25 protein-coding genes are annotated in these 19704 nt (G+C 73.9%); 10 read left to right on the forward strand and 15 right to left on the reverse strand.

The genetic code is table 11. The features are described 5' to 3' along the window. Positions 1-4 precede the first annotated feature (4 nt). The 3 genes from GA0070214_RS00845 to GA0070214_RS00855 are packed head-to-tail and all read left to right on the forward strand — an operon-like array spanning position 5 to position 1892. Positions 5-646, forward strand: coding sequence for a TetR/AcrR family transcriptional regulator (locus GA0070214_RS00845; protein ID WP_208602608.1), 642 nt, complete (start codon positions 5-7; stop codon positions 644-646). Further along, positions 643-1017: a VOC family protein gene (locus GA0070214_RS00850; protein ID WP_091257952.1), complete on the forward strand. Its 375-nt coding sequence runs from the start codon at positions 643-645 to the stop codon at positions 1015-1017. The genes GA0070214_RS00845 and GA0070214_RS00850 overlap by 4 nt, the downstream gene beginning before the upstream one ends. A 29-nt stretch (positions 1018-1046) precedes the next feature. Next, positions 1047-1892: an LLM class flavin-dependent oxidoreductase gene (locus GA0070214_RS00855; RefSeq protein WP_091257954.1), complete on the forward strand. Its 846-nt coding sequence runs from the start codon at positions 1047-1049 to the stop codon at positions 1890-1892. Between the two features lie 4 nt (positions 1893-1896). Here GA0070214_RS00855 and GA0070214_RS00860 read toward each other — a convergent pair whose 3' ends face one another. Beyond that, a complete protein-coding gene (locus GA0070214_RS00860; protein WP_091257957.1) occupies positions 1897-2298 on the reverse strand; it encodes a winged helix-turn-helix transcriptional regulator in 402 nt (133 codons plus the stop codon). A gap of 91 nt (positions 2299-2389) precedes the next feature. Here GA0070214_RS00860 and GA0070214_RS00865 point away from each other — a divergent pair, with 91 nt between their 5' ends. Further along, a complete protein-coding gene (locus GA0070214_RS00865; RefSeq protein ID WP_091257959.1) occupies positions 2390-3217 on the forward strand; it encodes an SDR family oxidoreductase in 828 nt (275 codons plus the stop codon). 48 nt (positions 3218-3265) lie between these two features. Here the strand turns inward: GA0070214_RS00865 and GA0070214_RS00870 are convergent, their stop codons facing one another. Then, a complete protein-coding gene (locus GA0070214_RS00870) occupies positions 3266-3637 on the reverse strand; it encodes a VOC family protein (protein ID WP_091257961.1) in 372 nt (123 codons plus the stop codon). A gap of 120 nt (positions 3638-3757) precedes the next feature. Between GA0070214_RS00870 and GA0070214_RS00875 the strand changes: the two genes are divergently transcribed. After that, positions 3758-4219 carry an Rv0361 family membrane protein gene (locus GA0070214_RS00875; RefSeq protein ID WP_091257964.1) on the forward strand — a complete coding sequence of 154 codons (462 nt, stop codon included), beginning with the start codon at positions 3758-3760 and terminating at the stop codon, positions 4217-4219. A gap of 6 nt (positions 4220-4225) precedes the next feature. Here GA0070214_RS00875 and GA0070214_RS00880 read toward each other — a convergent pair whose 3' ends face one another. The 4 genes from GA0070214_RS00880 to GA0070214_RS00895 all read right to left on the reverse strand — a co-directional run bounded on the left by GA0070214_RS00880 (position 4226) and on the right by GA0070214_RS00895 (position 7972). Next, positions 4226-4981, reverse strand: a complete 756-nt coding sequence (locus tag GA0070214_RS00880) for an NPCBM/NEW2 domain-containing protein (protein WP_091257967.1) — start codon at positions 4979-4981, stop codon at positions 4226-4228. Positions 4982-5008: 27 nt separating this feature from the next. Beyond that, a complete protein-coding gene (locus GA0070214_RS00885; RefSeq protein WP_091257969.1) occupies positions 5009-5728 on the reverse strand; it encodes a thymidine kinase in 720 nt (239 codons plus the stop codon). Between the two features lie 62 nt (positions 5729-5790). Next, positions 5791-7188, reverse strand: coding sequence for an MFS transporter (locus tag GA0070214_RS00890; protein ID WP_091257971.1), 1398 nt, complete (start codon positions 7186-7188; stop codon positions 5791-5793). 16 nt (positions 7189-7204) lie between these two features. Continuing rightward, a complete protein-coding gene (locus GA0070214_RS00895; RefSeq protein WP_091257973.1) occupies positions 7205-7972 on the reverse strand; it encodes a glycerophosphodiester phosphodiesterase family protein in 768 nt (255 codons plus the stop codon). A gap of 99 nt (positions 7973-8071) precedes the next feature. Here GA0070214_RS00895 and GA0070214_RS00900 point away from each other — a divergent pair, with 99 nt between their 5' ends. Both GA0070214_RS00900 and GA0070214_RS00905 read left to right on the forward strand, forming a co-directional pair. Beyond that, entirely contained in the window at positions 8072-8524 is a 453-nt protein-coding gene (locus tag GA0070214_RS00900; RefSeq protein WP_244167489.1) for a helix-turn-helix domain-containing protein, read from the forward strand. Then, positions 8517-8879 (forward strand): DUF4180 domain-containing protein, encoded by a 363-nt coding sequence (locus GA0070214_RS00905; RefSeq protein ID WP_091257977.1) that lies wholly within the window; start codon positions 8517-8519, stop codon positions 8877-8879. Before GA0070214_RS00900 ends, GA0070214_RS00905 begins: the two co-directional genes overlap by 8 nt. A gap of 3 nt (positions 8880-8882) precedes the next feature. Here GA0070214_RS00905 and GA0070214_RS00910 read toward each other — a convergent pair whose 3' ends face one another. From GA0070214_RS00910 to GA0070214_RS00925, 4 genes are all read right to left on the reverse strand, one after another. Beyond that, positions 8883-9725: an SDR family NAD(P)-dependent oxidoreductase gene (locus GA0070214_RS00910; RefSeq protein ID WP_091257979.1), complete on the reverse strand. Its 843-nt coding sequence runs from the start codon at positions 9723-9725 to the stop codon at positions 8883-8885. A gap of 88 nt (positions 9726-9813) precedes the next feature. Beyond that, positions 9814-10464 carry a flavodoxin family protein gene (locus tag GA0070214_RS00915; RefSeq protein WP_091257981.1) on the reverse strand — a complete coding sequence of 217 codons (651 nt, stop codon included), beginning with the start codon at positions 10462-10464 and terminating at the stop codon, positions 9814-9816. Positions 10465-10537: 73 nt separating this feature from the next. Further along, positions 10538-11314, reverse strand: coding sequence for a lysophospholipid acyltransferase family protein (locus tag GA0070214_RS00920; protein WP_091257983.1), 777 nt, complete (start codon positions 11312-11314; stop codon positions 10538-10540). Between the two features lie 103 nt (positions 11315-11417). Further along, a complete protein-coding gene (locus GA0070214_RS00925) occupies positions 11418-11831 on the reverse strand; it encodes a VOC family protein (protein ID WP_091257985.1) in 414 nt (137 codons plus the stop codon). 211 nt (positions 11832-12042) lie between these two features. Here GA0070214_RS00925 and GA0070214_RS00930 point away from each other — a divergent pair, with 211 nt between their 5' ends. Beyond that, a complete protein-coding gene (locus GA0070214_RS00930; RefSeq protein ID WP_208602609.1) occupies positions 12043-13458 on the forward strand; it encodes a cytochrome ubiquinol oxidase subunit I in 1416 nt (471 codons plus the stop codon). Between the two features lie 13 nt (positions 13459-13471). Continuing rightward, entirely contained in the window at positions 13472-14470 is a 999-nt protein-coding gene (cydB, locus tag GA0070214_RS00935; RefSeq protein ID WP_091257989.1) for a cytochrome d ubiquinol oxidase subunit II, read from the forward strand. A gap of 65 nt (positions 14471-14535) precedes the next feature. Here the strand turns inward: cydB and GA0070214_RS00940 are convergent, their stop codons facing one another. The 3 genes from GA0070214_RS00940 to GA0070214_RS00950 all read right to left on the reverse strand — a co-directional run bounded on the left by GA0070214_RS00940 (position 14536) and on the right by GA0070214_RS00950 (position 17211). Beyond that, a complete protein-coding gene (locus GA0070214_RS00940; protein ID WP_091257991.1) occupies positions 14536-15426 on the reverse strand; it encodes a GNAT family N-acetyltransferase in 891 nt (296 codons plus the stop codon). Between the two features lie 194 nt (positions 15427-15620). Then, positions 15621-16301 carry a hypothetical protein gene (locus tag GA0070214_RS00945; protein WP_091257992.1) on the reverse strand — a complete coding sequence of 227 codons (681 nt, stop codon included), beginning with the start codon at positions 16299-16301 and terminating at the stop codon, positions 15621-15623. Positions 16302-16368: 67 nt separating this feature from the next. Then, the gene (locus GA0070214_RS00950) at positions 16369-17211 is read right to left on the reverse strand and encodes a patatin-like phospholipase family protein (protein WP_091257994.1); all 843 of its coding nucleotides are present in this window, start codon (positions 17209-17211) and stop codon (positions 16369-16371) included. A gap of 77 nt (positions 17212-17288) precedes the next feature. On the opposite strand from GA0070214_RS00950, the gene GA0070214_RS00955 reads away from it, so the two are divergent. Beyond that, a complete protein-coding gene (locus tag GA0070214_RS00955; RefSeq protein WP_091257996.1) occupies positions 17289-18017 on the forward strand; it encodes an SDR family oxidoreductase in 729 nt (242 codons plus the stop codon). Positions 18018-18067: 50 nt separating this feature from the next. On the opposite strand, the gene GA0070214_RS32695 is transcribed toward GA0070214_RS00955, so the two are convergent. Further along, positions 18068-18193 (reverse strand): MFS transporter small subunit, encoded by a 126-nt coding sequence (locus GA0070214_RS32695; protein ID WP_262284204.1) that lies wholly within the window; start codon positions 18191-18193, stop codon positions 18068-18070. Next, on the reverse strand, positions 18190-19611 hold the full coding sequence (locus GA0070214_RS00960) for an OFA family MFS transporter (protein WP_091257998.1): 1422 nt from the start codon (positions 19609-19611) through the stop codon (positions 18190-18192). The genes GA0070214_RS32695 and GA0070214_RS00960 overlap by 4 nt, the downstream gene beginning before the upstream one ends. Between the last annotated feature and the right edge of the window lie 93 nt (positions 19612-19704).

The raw sequence follows: 19704 nt of genomic DNA on the forward strand, positions 1-19704 counted from the left end.
CGGCATGACCGATTCGCAGCAACCCCGCCGTCGCGCGCCCGGCATGAGCCCCGACGAGCGCCGGGCGATGATCGTGCAGGCTGCGCTGCCCCTGCTCACCACGCACGGGGCGGCGGTCACCACCGCCCAGGTGGCCCGCGCCGCCGGCATCGGCGAGGCGACCGTCTTCCGCGCCTTCCCCGACAAGGACGCCCTGCTCGACGCCGCAGTCGCCGAGGCGTTGCGCCCCGACACCGTGCTCGCCGAGCTGGCCGCGATCCCGCTGGACCAGCCGCTGGCCGACCGACTCACCGAGGCCGCCGGAGCGCTGCTGGCCCACCTGGACCGGCTGGGCGCGGTGCTCGCCGTCGCCCACACCGCCGGCCGCCCCGGCCGGAGCCGGCGAACCCCGAGCGGGGACCACCCGCCGCCCGACGGCGCCGGGCGCCGCGAGTCCGCGGACGCCACCCGGACCGCGGTCGCCGCGCTGTTCGCCCCGGAAGCGGACCGGCTGCGGCTGCCGGCCGACCGGCTGGCCGCCCTGTTCCTCGCCGTCCTGCTGCCCGGCCGACCACCGCTCGCGGACGACCGGCCGACCCCGGCGGAGCTGGTCGACCTGTTCCTGCACGGCGCGCTCGCGCCGCCCACCCCCGAGGAGAGCGCATGACCGTCACCCTCAACCACACCATCGTCCCTGCCCGCGACCACCATGCCGCCGCCCGATTCTTCGCCGAGGTGATGGGCCTGCCGGTGCTGGCGCCCGCGGGCCGGCACGGCCATTTCGCCCCGGTGCGGATCAACGACCAGCTAACCCTGGACTTCATGAGCGTGCCCGCGCCGGAGGGGCATCACCTGGCCTTCGACGTCGACCCGGCCACCTTCGAGGCGATCCTGGCGCGGCTGCGGACCGCCGGCGTGCCGTACGGCAGCGAGCCGGGGGCGCCGGACAACGGCCGGACCGACCACCCCCTGTGCGCCCGGGGACTGTTCTTCCGCGACGACGCCGGGAACCTGTTCGAGGTGATGTCGCCGGCCTGACCGTCGTACCCCGGCCGTAGGGTGCCGGGATGCGGCACGGGCTGGAGATCTCCTGCGGCGGCGCCTCGGTGACGGTGTCCGATCTGGTCGCGCTCGGCGAACTGGCCGAGCGGGCCGGCTGGGACGGGGTGTTTCTGGAGGACTACCTCATCCACCACGCGGGGCAGGACCCGCCCACCTGGGATCCCTGGCTGGTGCTGGCGACGGTCGCCGCCCGCACCGACCGGATCCGGCTGGGCACCACGGTGACCGCGCTGCCCCGGCGTCGCCCGGCCAAGCTGGCCCGGGAGGTGCTCACCCTCGACCACCTCTCCGGCGGCCGGGCCGGGGTCGCGGTCGGTGTCGGTGACCCGGCCGACCGGGGGCTCGCCGCGTTCGGTGAGCCGACCGACCTGAGGACCCGCGCGGCGATGCTCGACGAGGGCCTCGACCTGCTGGTGGGGCTGCTCGGCGGGGAGCGGGTCACGCACCACGGCACCCACTACCGGGCCGACGGGGTGGCCCTGCGACCCGCGCCGGTGCAGTCGCCCCGGGTGCCGGTCTGGGTCGGCGGCAGCACCCAGGCCGGGGCGGTGCTGCGGCGGGCCGCCCGCGCGGACGGCATCGTGCCCTACAAGCTGACCGACACCGCGGGCTGGTCCGACTTCACCCCGGACGAGATTCGCGAGCTGGTCGCCGCGTTGCCGGCGGCCCGCGCCGACGGGCAGCCGTTCGACGTGGTGATCGGCGGCCGGCGGCGGCGACCCGATGAGCGGGCCGAGCGGGCCTACCTCGCGGAGGTGGCGGCGGCCGGCGCGACCTGGTGGCTGGAGTACGTTCCGGCCGGTGACCCGGCCGAGATGCGGTCGGCGGTCGCCCGGGGCCCGCTGCGGTGACCGGTCAGCGCCCGCGCGGCGGCCGCTGGCGGGCGTCGTAGTCCTCGCGGGCCTGCTCGACCCGGTCGAGGTTGCCGGCCGACCACTGTGCCAGGTGGGCGAAGATCGGGGCCAGGCTGTGTCCCAGCTCGGTGATCTCGTATTCGACGCGGGGCGGGACCTCGGCGTGGTAGGTGCGCAGCACCAGGCCGTCGCGTTCGAGCTGCCGCAGCCGCTGGGTGAGCACCTTCGGGGTGATGGTGACCAGCCGCCGTTCCAGCTCGACGAAGCGCTGCCGGCCGTACTCGTGCAGGGCCCAGAGGATCGGCGTGGTCCAGCGGCTGAACACGAGGTCGACCACCGGGGCGATCGGGCACGCCTGTTCCGGGTCGCCGCCCGTCCGGGGCTGCCAGGTGGTGCTGCTCACATTCCCCTCCGGATGCCGTCACTTTCCTCTAGGTACCTACTATACGCAGGCGATTAGCGTGCTCCACATCGCACATCGAGAGGGGCACATCATGATCGTGGTTACCGGAGCGACGGGGAACGTCGGACGGCCGTTGGTGCGGGCGCTGGCCGCAGCGGGTGAGGCGGTGACGGCCGTGTCCCGGCGTGTCTCGGCGGCGGAGCTGCCGTCCGGCGTCCGGGCGGTCCGCGCCGACCTGGCCGAGCCGACCGGGCTCAAGGCGGCGTTCGACGGCGCCGAGGCGCTGTTCCTGCTGTTCACCGGCGAGCAGTTGACCGGCGGCGCGGACCCGGGTGCCATCCTGGACACCGCGCGGCAGTCCGGCGTACGCCGGGTGGTCCTGCTGTCCTCGCAGGGCGTGGCGACGAAGCGCCATCCGCCGGGTCAGGAGACGGCGGTCCGCGCGTCCGGGCTGGAGTGGACGGTGCTGCGCCCGGGCGGTTTCCACTCCAACGCCCTCGCCTGGGCCCCGGGGGTACGCGCCGGGCGGGTGGTGCACGCGCCGTTCGGCGACGTGGCGCTGCCGAGCGTCGACCCGGCCGACATCGCCGAGGTGGCGGCGCTCGCGCTGCGCGACGGGCGCCACGCCGGCGGCACGTACGAGCTGACCGGGCCGGCGGCGGTCTCGCCGCGGGAGCGGGCGGCGGCACTCGCGGCGGCGCTCGGCGAGCCGGTCCGGTTCGTCGAGCAGACCCCGCGGCAGGCGCGGGAGCAGCTGCTGGCGTTCATGCCCGAGCCGGTGGTGGCGGCGACCCTGAGCATCCTGGGCACGCCGTCGCCGGCCGAGCAGCGGGTCAGCCCGGACGTCGCCCGCCTGCTCGGCCGGGCGCCGCGCAGCTTCGCCGACTGGGCGGCGCGGCACGTCGCCGACTTCCGCTGACCGATCCCGCCGGCCCGGCGGGCAACCCCGGCGGGCCGGCGAGGGTCGTCAGCCCTGCGGGCGGGGGCAGAGGCAGAACGGCTGGCCGATCGGGTCGAGCAGCACGGTCCACCGCTCGCCACCCGGCTGGAACTCCGGCCGGGTGGCGCCGGCCGACACGAGGTCCTTCTCGGCGAGCGCCACGTCGTCGACGTAGAGGTCGAGGTGGTAGCGCTTGCCGCCGGTCCCGTCCGGCCAGGCCGGTGGCGCGTAGCCGGGCACCAGGCCGAAACCGATGGAGGTGCCGTCCTTGCTGATCATGGCGTATTCGGCCTGGCTGTGGGTGACCTCCCAGCCGAGGGCGCGGGAGTAGAACGCGGCGTGGGCGGCCGGGTCGGAGCTGTCGAGGTTGACCATGGCGAGGTCGGCGTTCACTGTCATGCCGGCAGTCTGCCGCCGGTACCTGCCACCTGCTGTCAGGATCATCCGGCGAATCGCCACGCGTCCCGGCGGGCCACAAGTCCCTGCGCGCCGGCCCGCCGTTCTCTACCGTCGGTGGTGATGGTCAGGGAGCGGGCGGGAAGCCGGCCGGCCCGGCGCCGCCGCCGGCCGGTACGCGCCGGTGCGCTGGTCGCCGTCCTCGGGCTGGGCACCTGCCTCGTCGGGGTGGCCGGCCTCGGCGCCTGGAACCTGCAGGTGGTGCTCCAGGCCAACGGCCCGGTCCGGGACACCGCCGACGCCTTCTTCCGCGAGGTCGCCGCGGGAGAGACCGACCAGGCGTACGACAAGCTGTGCCGGGAGGCGCGCGGGAAGTGGAGCCAGGTCGGCTTCGGCAGTTGGGTCCGCACGCCGCCGCAGGTCAGCGGCTACGAGATCGTCGACGTGGCGGTGCAGACCCGGGGCGGCCGGCCGCGCGGCACGGTGAAAGTGCGGCTGACCCGCGACGGCGGCGGCAGCGAGGAGCGGGAACTGCCGATCGTGCAGGAGGACGGGAAGTGGCGGGTCTGCGGCGATCCGTTCTGACCGCGCTCACCGCAGGGTCGGCTCGGCCCACACCGCGGCGTCGTCGCAGGCCGTGAGGCCCACGCTCCGGACCCTCAGCACGAGTCGGAGCCCACCGGTGACCGGCACGTCCACCCCGGCGGTGTCGGCGAGCCCCAACTCCCGGCGGAACACCGTCTCGCCGTCGACCTGGACCGTGAACTCGGTGCGGTAGTCGTCCGGCGCGGTGTCGGCCACGCCGACGGTGGCGCGGAAGCGGGTGAAGCGCTTGCCGAGGTTGAACGACGCCGCCTCGTCGTTGGTGGCACGGCAGGTCGAGGCGACGAGGCTCTGCTCGTACCGCTGTCCGGAGACGGTCGCGTCGCGCTGCCGCCAACCCTCGCCGCCCTCGACGGGTGGAAGGTCGAACAACCAGGTCTCGCCGTTGGCGCGCGACGGAGGCGCGTCCGTGGTGGAGGTGTCCGGTGCCGTCGGGCGGTCCTGCGCCGCGGCGCGGGGGGAGTCCGGTGCGGGTTTCAGGGCGTACCCGAAGATCGCCGCTCCGGCGACCGCCACGGCCAGGCCCACCAGCGCGGTCCGGTCGACCGGCTGCCCCAGGCGGCGTACCAGGAGGTAGCCGGCGGCCAGGACGGCGCCCGCGCTGGCCGCCAGGACGATGGGCCGGCCGCCGCCGGCCAGCAGCGCGGCCACCGCCGCCACGTCGGCGACCACGCCGACGCCCTGCGGGAGCAGACGGGCGCGTCGGCCCTCGTCCGGTGCCGTGGTGATGACGTCGGTCCGCACGGGCCGTTTGTACCAGGCGCGCGCCCGTCAGGCGCGCGGGCCGAGGTCCCCGGAGCGGTAGTGGCGCCGGCACAGCACCTGGTAGCGCACGTCGGCGGTGTCCACGGTGTCACCGATGACGACCTGCTCGCCCTCGCGCACGACCCGCCCCTCGACGACCCGGGCGTTCAGCCGCCCCTCGCGGCCGCACCAGCAGAGCACCTCGACCTGGATGCGGGCCACCTCGTCGGCGAGCTCGAACAGCCGCTGCGCGGCGGGGAACAGGCAGGAGCGGAAGTCGGTGGCCAGGCCGAAGGCGTAGACGTCGACGTCGAAGTTGTCGACCAAGTCGGCCATCTGCTCGATGTGGTCCAGGTTGTAGAAGGACGCCTCGTCGCAGATCAGGTAGTCGACGCGGACTCCCTCGGCCCAGGCGTCGCGGACCAGGTCGCGCAGGTCCAGCTCGTCGGTCACCTCGACGGCCGAGTGGGCCAGCCCGATGCGGGTGGTGACCTGCGGGCCGAGCGAGCGGTCGATGCGGGTGGTGACCAGGCCGCGGCGGCCCTGCCGGGCGTGGTTGTAGTTCATCTGCAGGGCCATCGTGGACTTGCCGCAGTCCATCGGGCCCCAGAAGAACTTCAGCGCGGCGGCGTGCAGTGGCCGGCCGTCCACGGCGCGCGCGGCGGCGCAGCCGCCGGAACGGTCGTCGCCGGGACCCGGGAGGGGGCGGGCCAGGCAGATCGGGGCGGCAGCGGCGTCGTCGGTCACGTCGGGGCAGCCTAGCCCATCGACGCGGAAGGATCTTGCGCGCGCGGGACCGCGGGCAGGCCTCACAGCACCCGGGGCGGGGTGTTCCCGGCGGCGATGATGGCCCGGCGGATCGGCACGGCGGCCAGCAGCGCGAAGCCGAGCACGAAGAAGATCAGCAGGGAGACCAGGCCCACCCGGTACGACGAGGTCAGCTGGAACACCAGGCCGAAGGCGAGCGGTCCGAGCCAGCTGGTGCCCTTGTCGCTGATCTCGTAGAAGCCGTAGTACTCGCCTTCCTTGCCGGTGGGGATGAGCTGGCTGAACAGCGACCGGCTCAGCGCCTGGCTGCCGCCGAGCACGAGGCCGATGCACCCGCCGAGCACCATGAACGGCAGGGGCGCCTCGGCGGGCAGCCGGAACGCGGCGATGATCACACCGGTCCAGAGCACCAGGGACAGCAGCACGGTCTTCCAGGCGCCGATGCGCCGCGCGAGGGCGCCGAGGGCGAGCGCGCCGCCGAAGGCCAGGAACTGCACCAGCAGGATCGTCACGATCAGGGTGCTCTGCTCCAGCTTCAGTTCCTCGGTGCCGTACTGGCTGGCCAGGGTGATGACGGTCTGGATGCCGTCGTTGTAGACCAGGAAGGCGAGCAGGAAGAACAGCGTCAGCGGGTACGCCTTGATGTTGCGCAGGGTGTGGCCGAGCTGCCGGAACCCGTCGGTGAGCACGTTGCCGTCGCGGGCCCGGGCCGCCGCCGCGGCGGCGGGGTGTTCGCGCAGCCAGCGCAGCGGCAGCAGGGTGAACGCCGCCCACCAGACGCCGGCCGAGACGATCGACCAGCGGGCCAGGTCGAGGGTGCGCTGCGGGTTGCCCTCCTCGCTGAGCACGGTGACGGCGACGAGGTTCAGCGCGAGCAGCAGCCCGCCACCGAGGTAGCCGATGGCCCAGCCGCGGCTGGAGATGGCATCCCGGTCGTCGGGGCCGCCGAGCTGCGGCAGGAACGAGTTGTAGACGACCACGGCGGCGCCGAAGGAGATGTTGGCGATGAGGAACAGCGCCCCGCCGAGCAGGTAGCGGTCGCCCGTGACGAAGGCGAACCCGATGGTCGCGCCGGCGCCGGTGAACGCGGCGAGGGCCAGCAGCCGCTTCTTGTGCGCGGACCGGTCGGCGATCGCGCCGACCACCGGCAGCACGAACACGGTGAGGAACACCGACAGCGAGATCAGGTACGGGTAGTAGGAGCCGGCGGCGACCCGGATGCCCAGTGGGTGCACGTAGCCGTTGCAGCTGTCCGCGCCCAGTTCGCAGCCGGCGGCCAGCTCGGTGACGGTGGTGAGGAACGGCCCGAGGAAGACCGTGATCACGGTGGTCTGGAAGGCGGAGTTCGCCCAGTCGTAGAAGTACCAGCCGGTGCGTTCCCGGCGGGTGCTGCCCGGCTGGGCGGGCTCGTCGACGGTGGGGGCGACCGTTGCGGCCATCGGGGTCCTCGGAGGTTCAGGCGGCCCAGTGGCCGCGGCTGCGGTAGACGTCGCGCAGCACGCCGACGTGATCGGTCATGATGCCATCCACACCAAGATCAAGTAAGTCGTGCATCTCGGCGGGTTCGTCGATCGTCCAGACGTGCACCTGCAAGCCGATTCGGTGGCAGTAGTCGAGGAAGCGCCGGTCGACCACGGGCAGGCGCCCGTACCGGACGGGGACCTGGGCCGCGACCACGGACGGGGGCAGCCGCAGCGACCGCCCGTGCAGGGAGGCCATCCGCAGCCGGGCCACCCCGCGCATGCCGAGGCTGGTGGCGACCTTCGGGCCGGCCAGGGCGCGCAGCCGGGCCAGCCGGGCGTCACTGAACGAGGCGAGCAGCACCCGGTCGCCGGCCCCGGTGCGGGCCACCGTGTCGACGGTCGGCACGACACCGCCGTCGGCCTTGACGTCGACGTTGAACCGGACCTCGGGCCAGGCGCCGAGGACCTCGTCGAGGCGGGGCACCACGGCGGCGCCGCCCACGCGCACCGAGGCCAGGTCGGCCCAGCGCAGGTCGGCGATGCGGCCCGGCTCACCGGTGACCCGGCGCAGGGTGGGGTCGTGGAAGATCACCGGCACGCCGTCGGCGGTGGCGTGCACGTCGGTCTCCACGTAGCGGTAGCCGATGGCGATGGCGCGGGCGAACGCGGCGGCGGTGTTCTCGTCGCCCTCGGCCGCGCCGCCACGGTGGGCGAAAGCGAGGGGCGCGGGGGCGTCGAGGTAGCCGTGACGGGGCTGCACGCCGGAAGTATGCCGGGCGTGGGTGGCGTCCCGGTGACCGGCTGGCGTCGCCGCAACGAACTTCCCTATCCTTCCCTGGCGGCGCTAAGGTAGGGAACGATGGGTAATGGCATGTACTCGGTGGAGCAGGTGGCGGACCTGCTCGGGCTGCACGTGCGCACCGTGCGCGGCTACATCCGCACGGGCCGGCTGCGCGCCGTGCGGATCGGCAAGCAGTACCGGGTGGCCCGCGCCGACCTGGACGCGCTGACCGGCCGGCCCGCCCCGGCCGCCGGCCCGCCGGCGCTGGAGGTGTCGAGCATCGTGCAGGTCGACGGCGTCGACCGGGCCGCCGCCGACCGCCTGGCCACGCTGGTGCTGGCCGGTGTCAACACCCACCACGACCCGGCACGCCCGCTGCGCGTGCAGACCGTCCACGACGAGGAACGCCACCGCATGAAGATCGTGATTCTGGGTGACGCCGCCGCCACCGCCGACCTGCTGCACCTGGTCGACGCCGTGCTGGCCGGCGACAACGGCCTGCGCACCGGGACGGAGACCGGCGATGCCTGACGTGCTTCAGGAGCGGGCCGGCGTGCCGGTGCTGGTCTGCGACCCGGCCGGCCCGCCGGTGGCCACCACCGAGGCGGCCCTCGACCTGATCGGCGCGGCCTTCGGCGGCGCCGAGGTGGTCGCCGTGCCCGCCGAGCGGCTCGACCCGAGCTTCTTCGCCCTGGGCAGCCGCTTCGCCGGGGAGATCATGCAGAAGTTCGTGAACTACCGGTTGCGGCTGGTCGTCGTCGGTGACATCTCCGCGCACCTGGCGGCCAGCGGCGCGCTGCGGGCCCTGGTGGCCGAGTCCAACCGCCACGACCACGTCTGGTTCGTGCCCGACCTGGCGGCGCTGGACGCCCGGCTGGGCGGCTGAGCCTCAGCGCACCCAGCCGGCGGTCAGCGCGGTCACCCCGAGCCCGTCGGGGTCGGCCAGCTTCACGCCGACGAACTGCCGAGCCGCGGGGGAGGTCTGCACCCGGGGCGCGGGCTCCGGGTCGATGAGTGTCGCCACCACCGCCGCGGCGGCGTCCGCCGGTGACTGGGCGGTGGCGAACGCGGCGGCGCTGCGGTCCAGGTACGCGCGCAGCGCCGGCCCGTACACCCCGGCGGCGGCCACCGCGGCCTCCGTGTCCAGGCCCACGTTGGCGACGAACTCGCTGGCCACCGCGCCCGGCTCGATCACGGTGACGCTGACCCCGAGGGTGGCGGCGACCGGGGCGAGGCTCTCCATGAACCCCTCGACGGCGAACTTCGCCGCGCAGTACGCCTCGTTGAACGGCTGCCCGACGACCCCGCCCACGCTGGTCACGGTGATCAGCCGGCCCCGGGTGGCGCGCAGGTGCGGCAGGGCGGCCCGGGTGACGTGCAGGACGCCGAAGAAGTTGACCTCCATGACGGCCCGGACGGCGTCGACGGTCTCCCGTTCCAGGGTGCCGACGTGACCGGCGCCGGCGTTGTTGACCACCGCGTCGAGCCGGCCGTGGCGGGCCACCACGTCGGCCACGCAGGCGGCCGCCGCGGCCTGGTCGACGACGTCGAGCCGGCGTACCTCCAGCAGGTCGCCGACCCCGGCGGCGTCGGCGGCGGCGCGCAGCCGATCGGCGCGGGCGGGGTCGCGCAGGGTGGCGACGGTGCGCCAGCCGGCGCGGGCCGCGCCCACGGCGGTCTCCAGGCCGATGCCGGTGGACGTGCCGGTGATCAGGACCGTTGGTGCGCTCATCCCCGCCTCCGCCGTCGGCTGCCGCGTTCCGCTCGCAGGGTCGCACCGGGCGGCGGGTCGGCGCAGCGGAACGCCGACGTGAGGCGCGTCAGCCCGGCTGGCGGCTCGGGCCGACCCCGGCGTCGCGGGTCTGCGGAGGCGGGTACGGCTGCTCGGCCAGCAGCCGCGCCAGGTGCGCGCTGTTGAGCGCCAGCGCCATGGTGGTACGGCCGGTGGTGTCCGGTTTGGGGCGGGCGTCGATGTAGTCGGTCTTGTGCAGCGCCTCACCGACCCAGTAGGTGGCTGCGGCGGCGGGGCAGGTGAAGCCGACCTCGTTGAGCGCCTGCTGCACCTGGCCGATGGTGTGGTGCGCGCCGTCCTCGTTGCCGACCACGGCGACGCCGGCCACCTTGCCGTACGTGCGGAGCCGGCCCTCGGCGTCGGTCTCGGACAGCTCGGCGTCGAGCCGTTCCAGGACCATCTTGCAGACCGCCGACGGCTGGCCGAGCCAGATCGGAGTGGCGATCACCAGGATCTGCGCGGCGAGGAGCTTCGCGCGGATGGCGGGCCACCCGTCGCCGTGGCCCTCGTCGGTGGAGACCCCGAAGCGCACCGAGTGGTCGACGACCCGGATCATCTCCCCGGCGACGCCCTGGTCGGCCAGCGCGTCGAGCACCTCCTGACCGAGCACTTCCGAGCTGGACGGGGCGGGGGACGGCTTCAGCGTGCAGTTGAGCACCAGAGCCCGAATGGACGTCACGATCGCTTCCTCTCGGCCGGCCGGGGGTGACGGTTTCGCATACCCCGGGTCGGTGGTGGCGAAGCGCGTCCGGTCAGCGCGCCGGCCGGCGGCGGTGCGTCCGGGTCGTCTCGGTGGGCCGGCCGGGGTCGACGTGGCGGGGCCGGTCCGGCTCGTCGGGGCGCAGCGGCACGAGCTCGTCGGTGATCGCGTCGATGATCCGGTCGGTGGCCCGCCGGGCCGCGCCCGGGGTGCCGGGGTGCAGGTCGCGCAGCAGCACCGGGGCGCCGAACCGCACCCGGATGACGGGCCGCCGGCGCACCGCCCGGGCCAGGCCGCGCAGCATGCCCCTGGGCGCCCGGTAGGGCACCACCTCGTGGGAGCCCCACTGGGCGACCGGGACGACGGCGGCGTCGGCGGCGAAGGCGAGCCGGGCGGCGCCGGTCTTGCCCCGCTCGGGCCACATGCCGGGGTCCAGGCCGATGCGCCCCTCCGGGTAGACCAGCACCACCGAGCCGCCGGCCACCGCGCCGGCGGCGATCTCCAGCGAGTGGTGCACCCGGCTGGTGCCGCGGTCGACGCGGATGTGCCCGGCGCGGCGCATCAGGGCGCCGATCACCGGGGCGCGGAACAGCCCGCCGGTGGCCATGATCCGCGGGTGGATGCCGCGGACCTGGCAGGCCGCCGTGAGCACCACGGGGTCGAAGGGGCTGATGTGGTTGGCGGCCAGCACCAGCGGCCCGCGGCGCAGGTGCTCGGGCACGTCGCCGCTGACGTCGAGGCGGCCGACCAGGCCGACGAGGCCGCGGGCGGCCAGCTGCGCGGCGCGCCAGAGCAGGGGCGCCCGCCAGTGGGTGATCGGGGTGTCCATCAGTGCTGGATGGTGCCACGCGCCAGGGTGAGCGGGGGAACCGATCCCGGGGTGCGCGGGCGGCGGCCGGTGCCCAGCCGCGCTGGGCACCGGCCGGAGGCCGCTATTCCGCGTAGGGCTGGTTCTCGCCCTGGGCGCTGTAGCCGAGGCTCCAGATGTAGCCGTCCGGGTCCGCGAACGAACCGCCGTACCCGCCCCACGGCAGAGGGCCGGCGGGCTTGAGGATCGTGGCGCCGGCCTTCTCGGCCTCCGCCATGACCTCGTCGATCCGCGCCTCGCTGCGGACCACGTAGGTGAGGACCAGCCCGCTGAAGCCGCTGCCGTCCGGGCTCGTGCCGACCTGCTCGGCCAGGCCGTCGCGGCCGTAGAAGCCGACGGGCGAGCCGCCGTCCGGTGCGAAGAACACCGAGACGCCGTAGTCCTGCGCGACCTTCCAGCCGAGACCCTCCGTGTAGAACCGCTTGGACCGCTCCATGTCGCGTACGCCCAGGAGGATCGAGCTGACGTGGGATTTCATGCGTTGTCTCCTTCTCCGTGCCTGCCGATCATGTGCACATCGGTCACGCTACGGAGCGGCCGCGTACCCGCGCTTCTCGAATCCTGACCGGTTCGGAGGTGATCAGGGTCATTGGTCCCGGGCCGGTTCGGGCCCAGTGGCCCTGCCGATTCTTCTACGACGCCGAGTAGTATTTACTACGTCTCGTAGTATGCACAGCTGGGGGTTTCAGGTGGACGCGTTGGACGTCGCCCGCTGGCAGTTCGGTGTCACCACCGTCTACCACTTTCTCTTCGTGCCCTTGACCATCGGCCTGTCCGTGCTGGTGGCCATCCTGCAGACCCTGTGGCACCGCACCGGCAAGGAGCGGTACCTCAAGCTCACCAAGTTCTACGGCAAGCTCTTCCTCATCAACTTCGCCATGGGCGTGGTCACGGGCATCGTGCAGGAGTTCCAGTTCGGCATGAACTGGAGCGACTACTCGCGCTTCGTCGGCGACATCTTCGGGGCGCCCCTGGCCATCGAGGCCCTGGTCGCGTTCTTCCTGGAGTCCACCTTCATCGGCCTGTGGATCTTCGGTTGGGACCGGCTGCCCAAGCGGCTGCACCTGGCCGCCATCTGGGCCGCGGCCATCGGCACCAACCTGTCCGCCTACTTCATCCTCGCCGCGAACTCGTTCATGCAGAACCCGGTCGGCTACCGGGTCAACCCCGACACCGGCCGGGCGGAACTGACCGACTTCGTCGCCGTGCTCACCAACAAGGTCGCCCTGATCACCTTCCCGCACACCCTGGCCGGCGCGTTCCTGGTCGCCGGGTCGCTCATCGTGGCCGTCGGGCTGTGGCACGTCATCCGCAACCGGGGCAGCGCCGACACCGACGCCTACCGCTTCGCCACGAAGTTCGGCTCCTGGGTCGTGCTGGTCTCCGCCGCCCTCGTGCTGTTCACCGGCGACATCCAGGGCAAGATCATGACTCAGGTGCAGCCCATGAAGATGGCCGCCGCCGAGGGCCTCTACACCACCGAGAGCCCCGCCTCGTTCTCCGTGCTCACCGTCGGCAGCCTCGACGGCAGCCGGGAGATCTTCGCCCTCAAGATCCCGCACCTGCTGTCCTACCTCGGCACCGGCGACCCGAACGGCACCGTGCACGGCATCAACGACCTCCAGGCCCAGTACGCCAGCCAGTACGGCGCCGGCAGCTACACCCCGATCATCCCGGTCACCTACTGGAGCTTCCGCTTTATGATCGGCCTCGGGATGGCCGCCGCCGCGATCGCCCTGCTCGTGCTCTGGACCCACCGCAAGGGCCGCACCCCGACCAGCCGGTGGCTGCTGCGCGCCGGCCTGGTCATGCCCGCGCTGCCGCTGCTGGCCAACTCCTTCGGCTGGATCTTCACCGAGATGGGCCGCCAACCGTGGATCGTCTTCGGCGAGATGCTCACCCGCAACGGCGTGTCCCGCAGCGTCTCGCTGACCGAGGTGCTCACCTCGTTCACCGCCTTCACCCTGATCTACGCCACCCTCGCGGTGATCGAGTTCAAGCTGCTGGTCCGCTACGCCAAGGCCGGCGTGCCCGACGTCAGCCCGCAGCCCGCCGCGGACGACGACACCGACGACGCCGAGCGCCCGCTGGCGTTCGCCTACTGACCCGGAGCCCACCGTGGAACTGACGACCGTCTGGTTTCTCCTCGTCGCCGTGCTCTTCACCGGCTACTTCGTCCTCGAAGGCTTCGACTTCGGCGTCGGCATGCTGCTGCCCGTGCTGGGCCGCGACGACCGGGAACGCCGCGTCCTGATCAACACCATCGGCCCGGTCTGGGACGGCAACGAGGTCTGGCTGATCACCGCGGGCGGCGCCATGTTCGCCGCCTTCCCCGAGTGGTACGCCACCCTCTTCTCCGGCTTCTACCTGCCGCTGCTGCTGATCCTGCTCGCCCTGATCGCCCGCGGGGTGGCCTTCGAGTACCGGCACAAGCGCCCCGAGGCGTCCTGGAAGCGCCGCTGGGACACCGCCATCGTCGTCGGCTCGCTGCTGCCGGCGATCCTGTGGGGCGTCGCCTTCGCCAACATCCTGCGCGGCGTGCCGCTGACCGCCGACCACGAGTACGCCGGCGGCCTGCTCGACCTGCTCCACCCGTACGCCCTGCTCGGCGGGGTGACCACCCTGGGCCTGTTCCTCACCCACGGCGCCGTGTTCCTGGCCCTGAAGACCACCGGCGACATCCGGGAGCGGGCCGGCGCGCTGGCCGTGAAGGTCGGCGCGGGCACCGTCGTGGTGGCGGTGGCCTTCCTGGCCTGGACGCTGACCATCCGCTCCAGCGCGGCCGCCGTCGTGCTCGCCGTCGGCGCCGCCCTCGCCCTGCTCGGCGGTCTCGCCGCCGCCCGGGTACGCCGGGAGGGCTGGGCGTTCACCGGCACCGCCGTGGCCATCGCCCTGGCCGTGGCGACCCTGTTCGCCGCGCTGTTCCCGAACGTGCTGCCCTCCACCCTGGACGCGGCCGGCACGCTCACCGCGACCAACGCCGCCTCCACCCCCTACACCCTGAAGATCATGACCTGGGTGGCCGTCGTGTTCACCCCGATCGTGCTGGCCTACCAGGGCTGGACCTACTGGGTGTTCCGCCGGCGGATCGGGGTACAGAACATCCCGCAACACTGACGAGCCTGCGGGCGCGGGTGACGCGGGGCCGGTGCGAGGGGGTCGCACCGGCCCCGCGGGGCGTCTCAGACCAGGTCGATGCGCTCCCACTCGACCGGATAGCCGGCCCGGGCGAACGTGGCCGCCATCGGGGCGTTGCCCTGGTCGGTGGCCGCCACGACCGCGTCGGCGCCCGCCTCGACGAGCAGGTGGGTGCCCTCGACGAGCAGGTCGAAGGCGTAGCCGTGGCCGCGCTGGCCGGGCAGCACGCCGACGAACCCCACGACGTGGCCGGCCGGGTTGCGGGCCGGCACGACCAGGCCGACCGGCTCCCCGCCCGGGGTGTACGCCATCCGCCACCAGTCGCGCGGGCTGGGCATCCAGCGCAGCAGGTCCAGGTCCTCCTGGGCCGCCGCGAGCGGGCCGTGCGCGGCCGCCGCCGCCTGGAAGTGGGCGTCCAGGCTGCCCTCGCCGATGCGGCACAGCGCGTCCAGGATCACCGCGTCGTCCGGCTCGGCCCGGAACTCCAGCCGGCCCGGCCGGGCCGGCAGGCCGCAGTCGGGCGTCCACCGGTAGCGGTACCGCTCGACCAGCACCCGCATGCCGGCCGCCGTCGCGGCGTCGATGCGGGCCTGCGCCTGCTCCCGCACCGCGGGATCGTCCCGCCAGCGGTGCGGAAGCAGGATCGAGTACTCGGCGCGCAGCGGCGCCGTGCGCAGCAACTCCACGGCCGCCCGCGCGTCGGTGAAGTCGAACCAGTCCAGCGCCAGCGGCGCCGGGTCGTCGGGCCCGGCCCACCAGGCGGCGCGGGCGACCACCACGCCGTCGCGCAGCGCCACCCAGGTCCATTCGGGGCGGAAGCCGCCCGCGGCGTACGTCTCGCCGAGCACGGCGCGCCCGACCAGCCCCGGGTCGGGCAGGGAGTCGAAGAGGTGCTCCTCGCCCGCGACGAGCGGGCGGATGACCAGGTCGGTCATGAAGGTCCTTCCAGGAAGCGGCACGCTCCCCGGTTCAGGAACCCGACGTCCTCGCGGCCGGGTGGGAGCGCGTGACATTCGTGCGTGCCATGGCGCTCACCTCCCTCCGGTCTTATTCGAGGACGCCGCGGAACCGTAGCAGAGCGCCCGCGCCCCGGCCGAGGGGTTTTCCGGCCGGGGCGCGGGCGGCGGGCTCAGCGGGCCTCGTGCAGCTCCGCCAGCCGGGCCTCGATCTCGGCCAGCTCGGCGCGCAGCTTCTCCGCCTGCTGCTCCGCCTCGGCCCGCTCGGCGGCCAGGATCTGCTCCACCGCCTCCTGCACGCCGGGCACGTCGACCAGCGCGACCATCCGCAGCGCCTCGGCCGGCTTCACCACGTACGGCTTGGCGAGGGCCTTCGCGCCCTGCTGCGCCGCCACCGTCCACTCGCCCTCGGCGTAGGCCAGGGTCACCGTCAACCCGGCCGGCCCCTTCGGCTTGACCGCCTTCACGGCCCGCCGCGCCGGCTTCGGCTCCGCCTGCTGCTCCACCCTCGGCTCCTCCCGCCGCGGCGCCGGCACCGGCGGCGCGTCCAATACGAACTCCGGTTCCGCGGGCGCCGCCGCGACCGGGGGCTCCGGCTTCGGCTCCGCCGGCCGCCGCCCGGCCCCCTTCGGCGCGATCGCCACGTCGGTGGGGGAGAAGGGCAGCTCGTCGCGGCCGAACCGCACCACCACGAACTCCTCGGACACGTCCGGGTCGGTCAGCTCCACCACCTGCCCCAGCTGGCCCGATATCTGCCCGGCCGCCGCCGTGAACACCACCTTGGGCTTGCGGCCGGCCGCCAGCGCCTCCCGGATGCCCTGTACCTCGTCAGTGGACAAACCCTGGCCCGCCATCACAGCCCTCTTCCGTACCCGTGTCTGATGCCTGCCTTGATACCAGCCGGCACCGACACCCGGAAGATCAACCCCCGGCCGTCCAGACGGCCGACACCTCCTCGGCCACCGCGGCGGCCTGCGCGAACCCGGCCCGCGCCGACGCGGCCCGCCGCGCCGGGTCCAGCACGTTGCGCCCGATCGCCGCCCGCGCCGCCCGGTCCGGCGACACCACCGCCACCGCCGCACCCGCCGAGCGCAACTGCGCCACCTGCGCCGACAGCCGCGGCATCGGCCCGAACCCGGCCCGCGTCGGCGCCAGCACCACCACGGCCCGCGCGCCGGCCGCCAGGTCCGCGTTGACCGCCGAGCGCACCCCACCGTCGACGTACCGCCGGCCGCCGATGGTCACCGGCGGCCACACCCCCGGCACCGCGCAGCTGGCGCCCACCGCGTCCACGAGCGCCACCTCCGTCGTGGCGTCGAAGACCACGAACTCGCCCGAGGCCGCGTCCACGGCGGTCACCAGCAGCCGCCGCGCCGGCCACTGCCGCAGCGGCAACCGCGCCGCGATCACCGCCCGCCGCGATTCCTCCGACGGGGTACGCGCCGCCAGGGCCATCGCACCGACCCGGGCGCGCGCCCGCACCTCGTCGCGACCCCGGGCGCCCGCCCACGCCCACCGGGCCAGCACCCCGACCCCCAGCCGGGCCGCCACCTCGCCGCGGGCGGGACGCAGCTGCGCCGCGTACAGCTCCTCGACGGGCGTGCCGGAGCACACCTGCGCGCCGACCACCGAACCGGCCGAGGTGCCCACCACCAGCTCCGCGCCGGTGACGTCCAGCCCGCGCGCCGCCAGCCCGGCCAGCAGCCCCAACTCCCAGGCCACGCCGGTCACCCCACCGCCACCCAGCACCAACGCCCGCGTCATGTGTGACCGTCCTCTCCACCGGCTGCCGCGCCGATCACGGTAACGTCACCGGCACCGCCAGGGCAGGGGAGAGAACATTGACCTCCGTCACCATCGTCACGGGTGGGGCGCGCGGCATCGGCGCGGCCACCGCCCGCCGTCTCGCCGCCGCCGGTCACGACGTGGTCGTCGGCTACCGCAGCGACCACGCCGCCGCCGACGCGGTCCTCGCCGACGTGCGCGCCGCCGGCCGCCGCGGTGTCGCCGTCGCCGCCGACACGACCGACCCCGAGCAGGTCCAGCGCCTCTTCGACGCCGCCGCGACGCTGGGCCCGCTCACCGGCCTGGTCAACAACGCCGGCATCACCAGCCCGATCGGGCCGTTCGCCGACCTGCGCGTCGAGGACCTGCGCCAGGTCGTCGACGTCAACCTCGTCGGGTACGTCCTCTGCGCCCAGCAGGCCGCCCGCCGGATGGCCCGGGGCGGCGCCATCGTCAACGTCTCCTCCGCCGCCGCCACCCTCGGCAGCCCCGGCGAGTACATCCACTACGCCGCGGTCAAGGCCGCCACCGACACCCTCACCGTCGGCCTGGCCAAGGAGCTCGCCCCCCGGGGCATCCGGGTCAACGCCGTCGCCCCCGGCATCATCCGCACCGACATCCACGCCCTCTCCGGCGCGCCCGACCGCCCCGACACCGCGGCCGGCCGCATCCCGCTGGGCCGGGCCGGCGAGCCCGACGAGGTCGCCGGCGCCATCGCGTTCCTCCTCGGCCCCGACGCCACCTACACCACCGGCGCCGTCCTGCGCATCGCCGGCGGCCTCTGACACCGCAGCGGCCCGGGGGAGTTCCGTCCCGGGCCGCCGGCGTCCTTCCGTCAGTGGGTGAACAGCTTCGCCGCCGTGATCACCGTCTGCACCACCCCGTATCCCAGCAGCGCCGACACCACCACCCACGACACCACCAGGCGGACCCGCTGCCCGCCACCGGCCTGCTCGTTCACGACCCGCTCCTCTCCGCGGTCACCGGCTGCGCCGCATCCTCGACACCGTCCCGGCCCGAAGCCGGCTCGTGGAACCGCTCCGGCACGGGCCGGATCAGCAGGTTCGCCACGAAACCGACCGCCAGCACCCCGACCATCGTGAACAGCGCCGGCCGGTACGCCGCCGCCGTCAACGTGCCCGGCTTGCCCTGCGCGTCCAGGAACGCGTTGACGATCAGCGGACCGGCCACCCCGGCCGCCGACCACGCCGTCAGCAGCCGGCCGTGGATCGCGCCCACCTCGAACGTGCCGAACAGGTCCCGCAGGTACGCCGGCACCGTGGCGAACCCGCCGCCGTAGAACGACAGGATCACGCACGCCAACAGCACGAACAGCGCCGTCGCCGCCTGCCCGACCAGGGCCAGCAGCACGTACAGCACCATGCCGACCCCGAGGTACACCAGGTAGATCGGCTTGCGGCCGATCAGGTCCGACGTCGAGGACCACACGAACCGGCCGGCCATGTTGAACAGCGACAGCAGGCCCACGAACCCGCCGGCCGCCGCCACCGACACCGCCGACGTGCCGTTGTCCCGGAAGAAGTCCTGGATCATGGGGCTGGCCTGCTCGAGGATGCCGATCCCGGCGGTCACGTTGCAGAACAGCACCACCCACAGCAGCCAGAACGACCGGGTCTTCACGGCGTTCGCCGCCGACACGTTCGCCGTGGTCACCAGCGGTTTCGCCGCCACCTTCGCCGGGTCGAACCCGGCCGGACGCCAGTCCGCGGCCGGCACCCGCACGTTGAACACCCCGAACATCATGATCACGAAATAGCCGACGCCGAGGGTCAGGAACAGCCACACCAGGGCGCTGCCCGACGCCGTCGAGCCGGCGTTCGCCGGGTCGTAGCCCGGGTCGTAGAACGACAGCAACTGCCGCGACAGGGGAGAGGCCACCATCGCCCCGCCGCCGAACCCCATGATCGCCAGCCCGGTCGCCAGGCCCGGCCGGTCCGGGAACCACTTGATCAACGTGGAGACGGGGGAGATGTACCCGATCCCCAGCCCGATCCCGCCCAGCACCCCGTAGCCCAGGTACAGCAGCCACAGCTGCTTCGTCGCGATGCCCAGCGCGCCGACCAGGAACCCGGCCGCCCAGAAGCACGCCGAGACGAACATGGCCTTGCGCGGGCCGTTCGCCTCCACCCACGTGCCCGCCACCGCGGCCGACAACCCCAGCATGACGATCGCGATGCTGAAGATCACCCCGATCGCCGTCTGCCCGGTGTCGAAGTGCGCGATCAGCGAGTTCTTGTACACGCTCGTGGCGTAGACCTGCCCGATGCAGAGGTGGATCGCCAACGCCGCGGGCGGTATCAGCCAGCGGCTGTAGCCCGGCGGCGCGACGGTGTGCCGACGATCGAGTGCGGAAAGCATGATTGCTTCCTCTCCGGAAGGATGGCGAGAGATTCACCCGTTTCATGCCCCTGCGGGGCCGTGCGGCGAAACCCGTCACGCGCCGGACGGTCG

The organism is Micromonospora chaiyaphumensis (genome assembly GCF_900091435.1).
GTDB classification, from domain to species: Bacteria; Actinomycetota; Actinomycetes; order Mycobacteriales; family Micromonosporaceae; genus Micromonospora; species Micromonospora chaiyaphumensis.

Bases quoted from the DNA above. Each gene is read 5' to 3' on its own strand.
- GA0070214_RS00845 (WP_208602608.1), top strand. From the start codon at position 5: ATGACCGATTCGCAGCAACCCCGCCGTCGCGCGCCCGGCATGAGCCCC.
- GA0070214_RS00850 (WP_091257952.1), top strand. From the start codon at position 643: ATGACCGTCACCCTCAACCACACCATCGTCCCTGCCCGCGACCACCAT.
- GA0070214_RS00855 (WP_091257954.1), top strand. From the start codon at position 1,047: ATGCGGCACGGGCTGGAGATCTCCTGCGGCGGCGCCTCGGTGACGGTG.
- GA0070214_RS00865 (WP_091257959.1), top strand. From the start codon at position 2,390: ATGATCGTGGTTACCGGAGCGACGGGGAACGTCGGACGGCCGTTGGTG.
- GA0070214_RS00870 (WP_091257961.1), bottom strand. From the start codon at position 3,637: ATGACAGTGAACGCCGACCTCGCCATGGTCAACCTCGACAGCTCCGAC.
- GA0070214_RS00875 (WP_091257964.1), top strand. From the start codon at position 3,758: ATGGTCAGGGAGCGGGCGGGAAGCCGGCCGGCCCGGCGCCGCCGCCGG.
- GA0070214_RS00890 (WP_091257971.1), bottom strand. From the start codon at position 7,188: ATGGCCGCAACGGTCGCCCCCACCGTCGACGAGCCCGCCCAGCCGGGC.
- GA0070214_RS00900 (WP_244167489.1), top strand. From the start codon at position 8,072: ATGGGTAATGGCATGTACTCGGTGGAGCAGGTGGCGGACCTGCTCGGG.
- GA0070214_RS00905 (WP_091257977.1), top strand. From the start codon at position 8,517: ATGCCTGACGTGCTTCAGGAGCGGGCCGGCGTGCCGGTGCTGGTCTGC.
- GA0070214_RS00910 (WP_091257979.1), bottom strand. From the start codon at position 9,725: ATGAGCGCACCAACGGTCCTGATCACCGGCACGTCCACCGGCATCGGC.
- GA0070214_RS00920 (WP_091257983.1), bottom strand. From the start codon at position 11,314: ATGGACACCCCGATCACCCACTGGCGGGCGCCCCTGCTCTGGCGCGCC.
- GA0070214_RS00925 (WP_091257985.1), bottom strand. From the start codon at position 11,831: ATGAAATCCCACGTCAGCTCGATCCTCCTGGGCGTACGCGACATGGAG.
- GA0070214_RS00940 (WP_091257991.1), bottom strand. From the start codon at position 15,426: ATGACCGACCTGGTCATCCGCCCGCTCGTCGCGGGCGAGGAGCACCTC.
- GA0070214_RS00945 (WP_091257992.1), bottom strand. From the start codon at position 16,301: ATGGCGGGCCAGGGTTTGTCCACTGACGAGGTACAGGGCATCCGGGAG.
- GA0070214_RS00950 (WP_091257994.1), bottom strand. From the start codon at position 17,211: ATGACGCGGGCGTTGGTGCTGGGTGGCGGTGGGGTGACCGGCGTGGCC.
- GA0070214_RS00960 (WP_091257998.1), bottom strand. From the start codon at position 19,611: ATGCTTTCCGCACTCGATCGTCGGCACACCGTCGCGCCGCCGGGCTAC.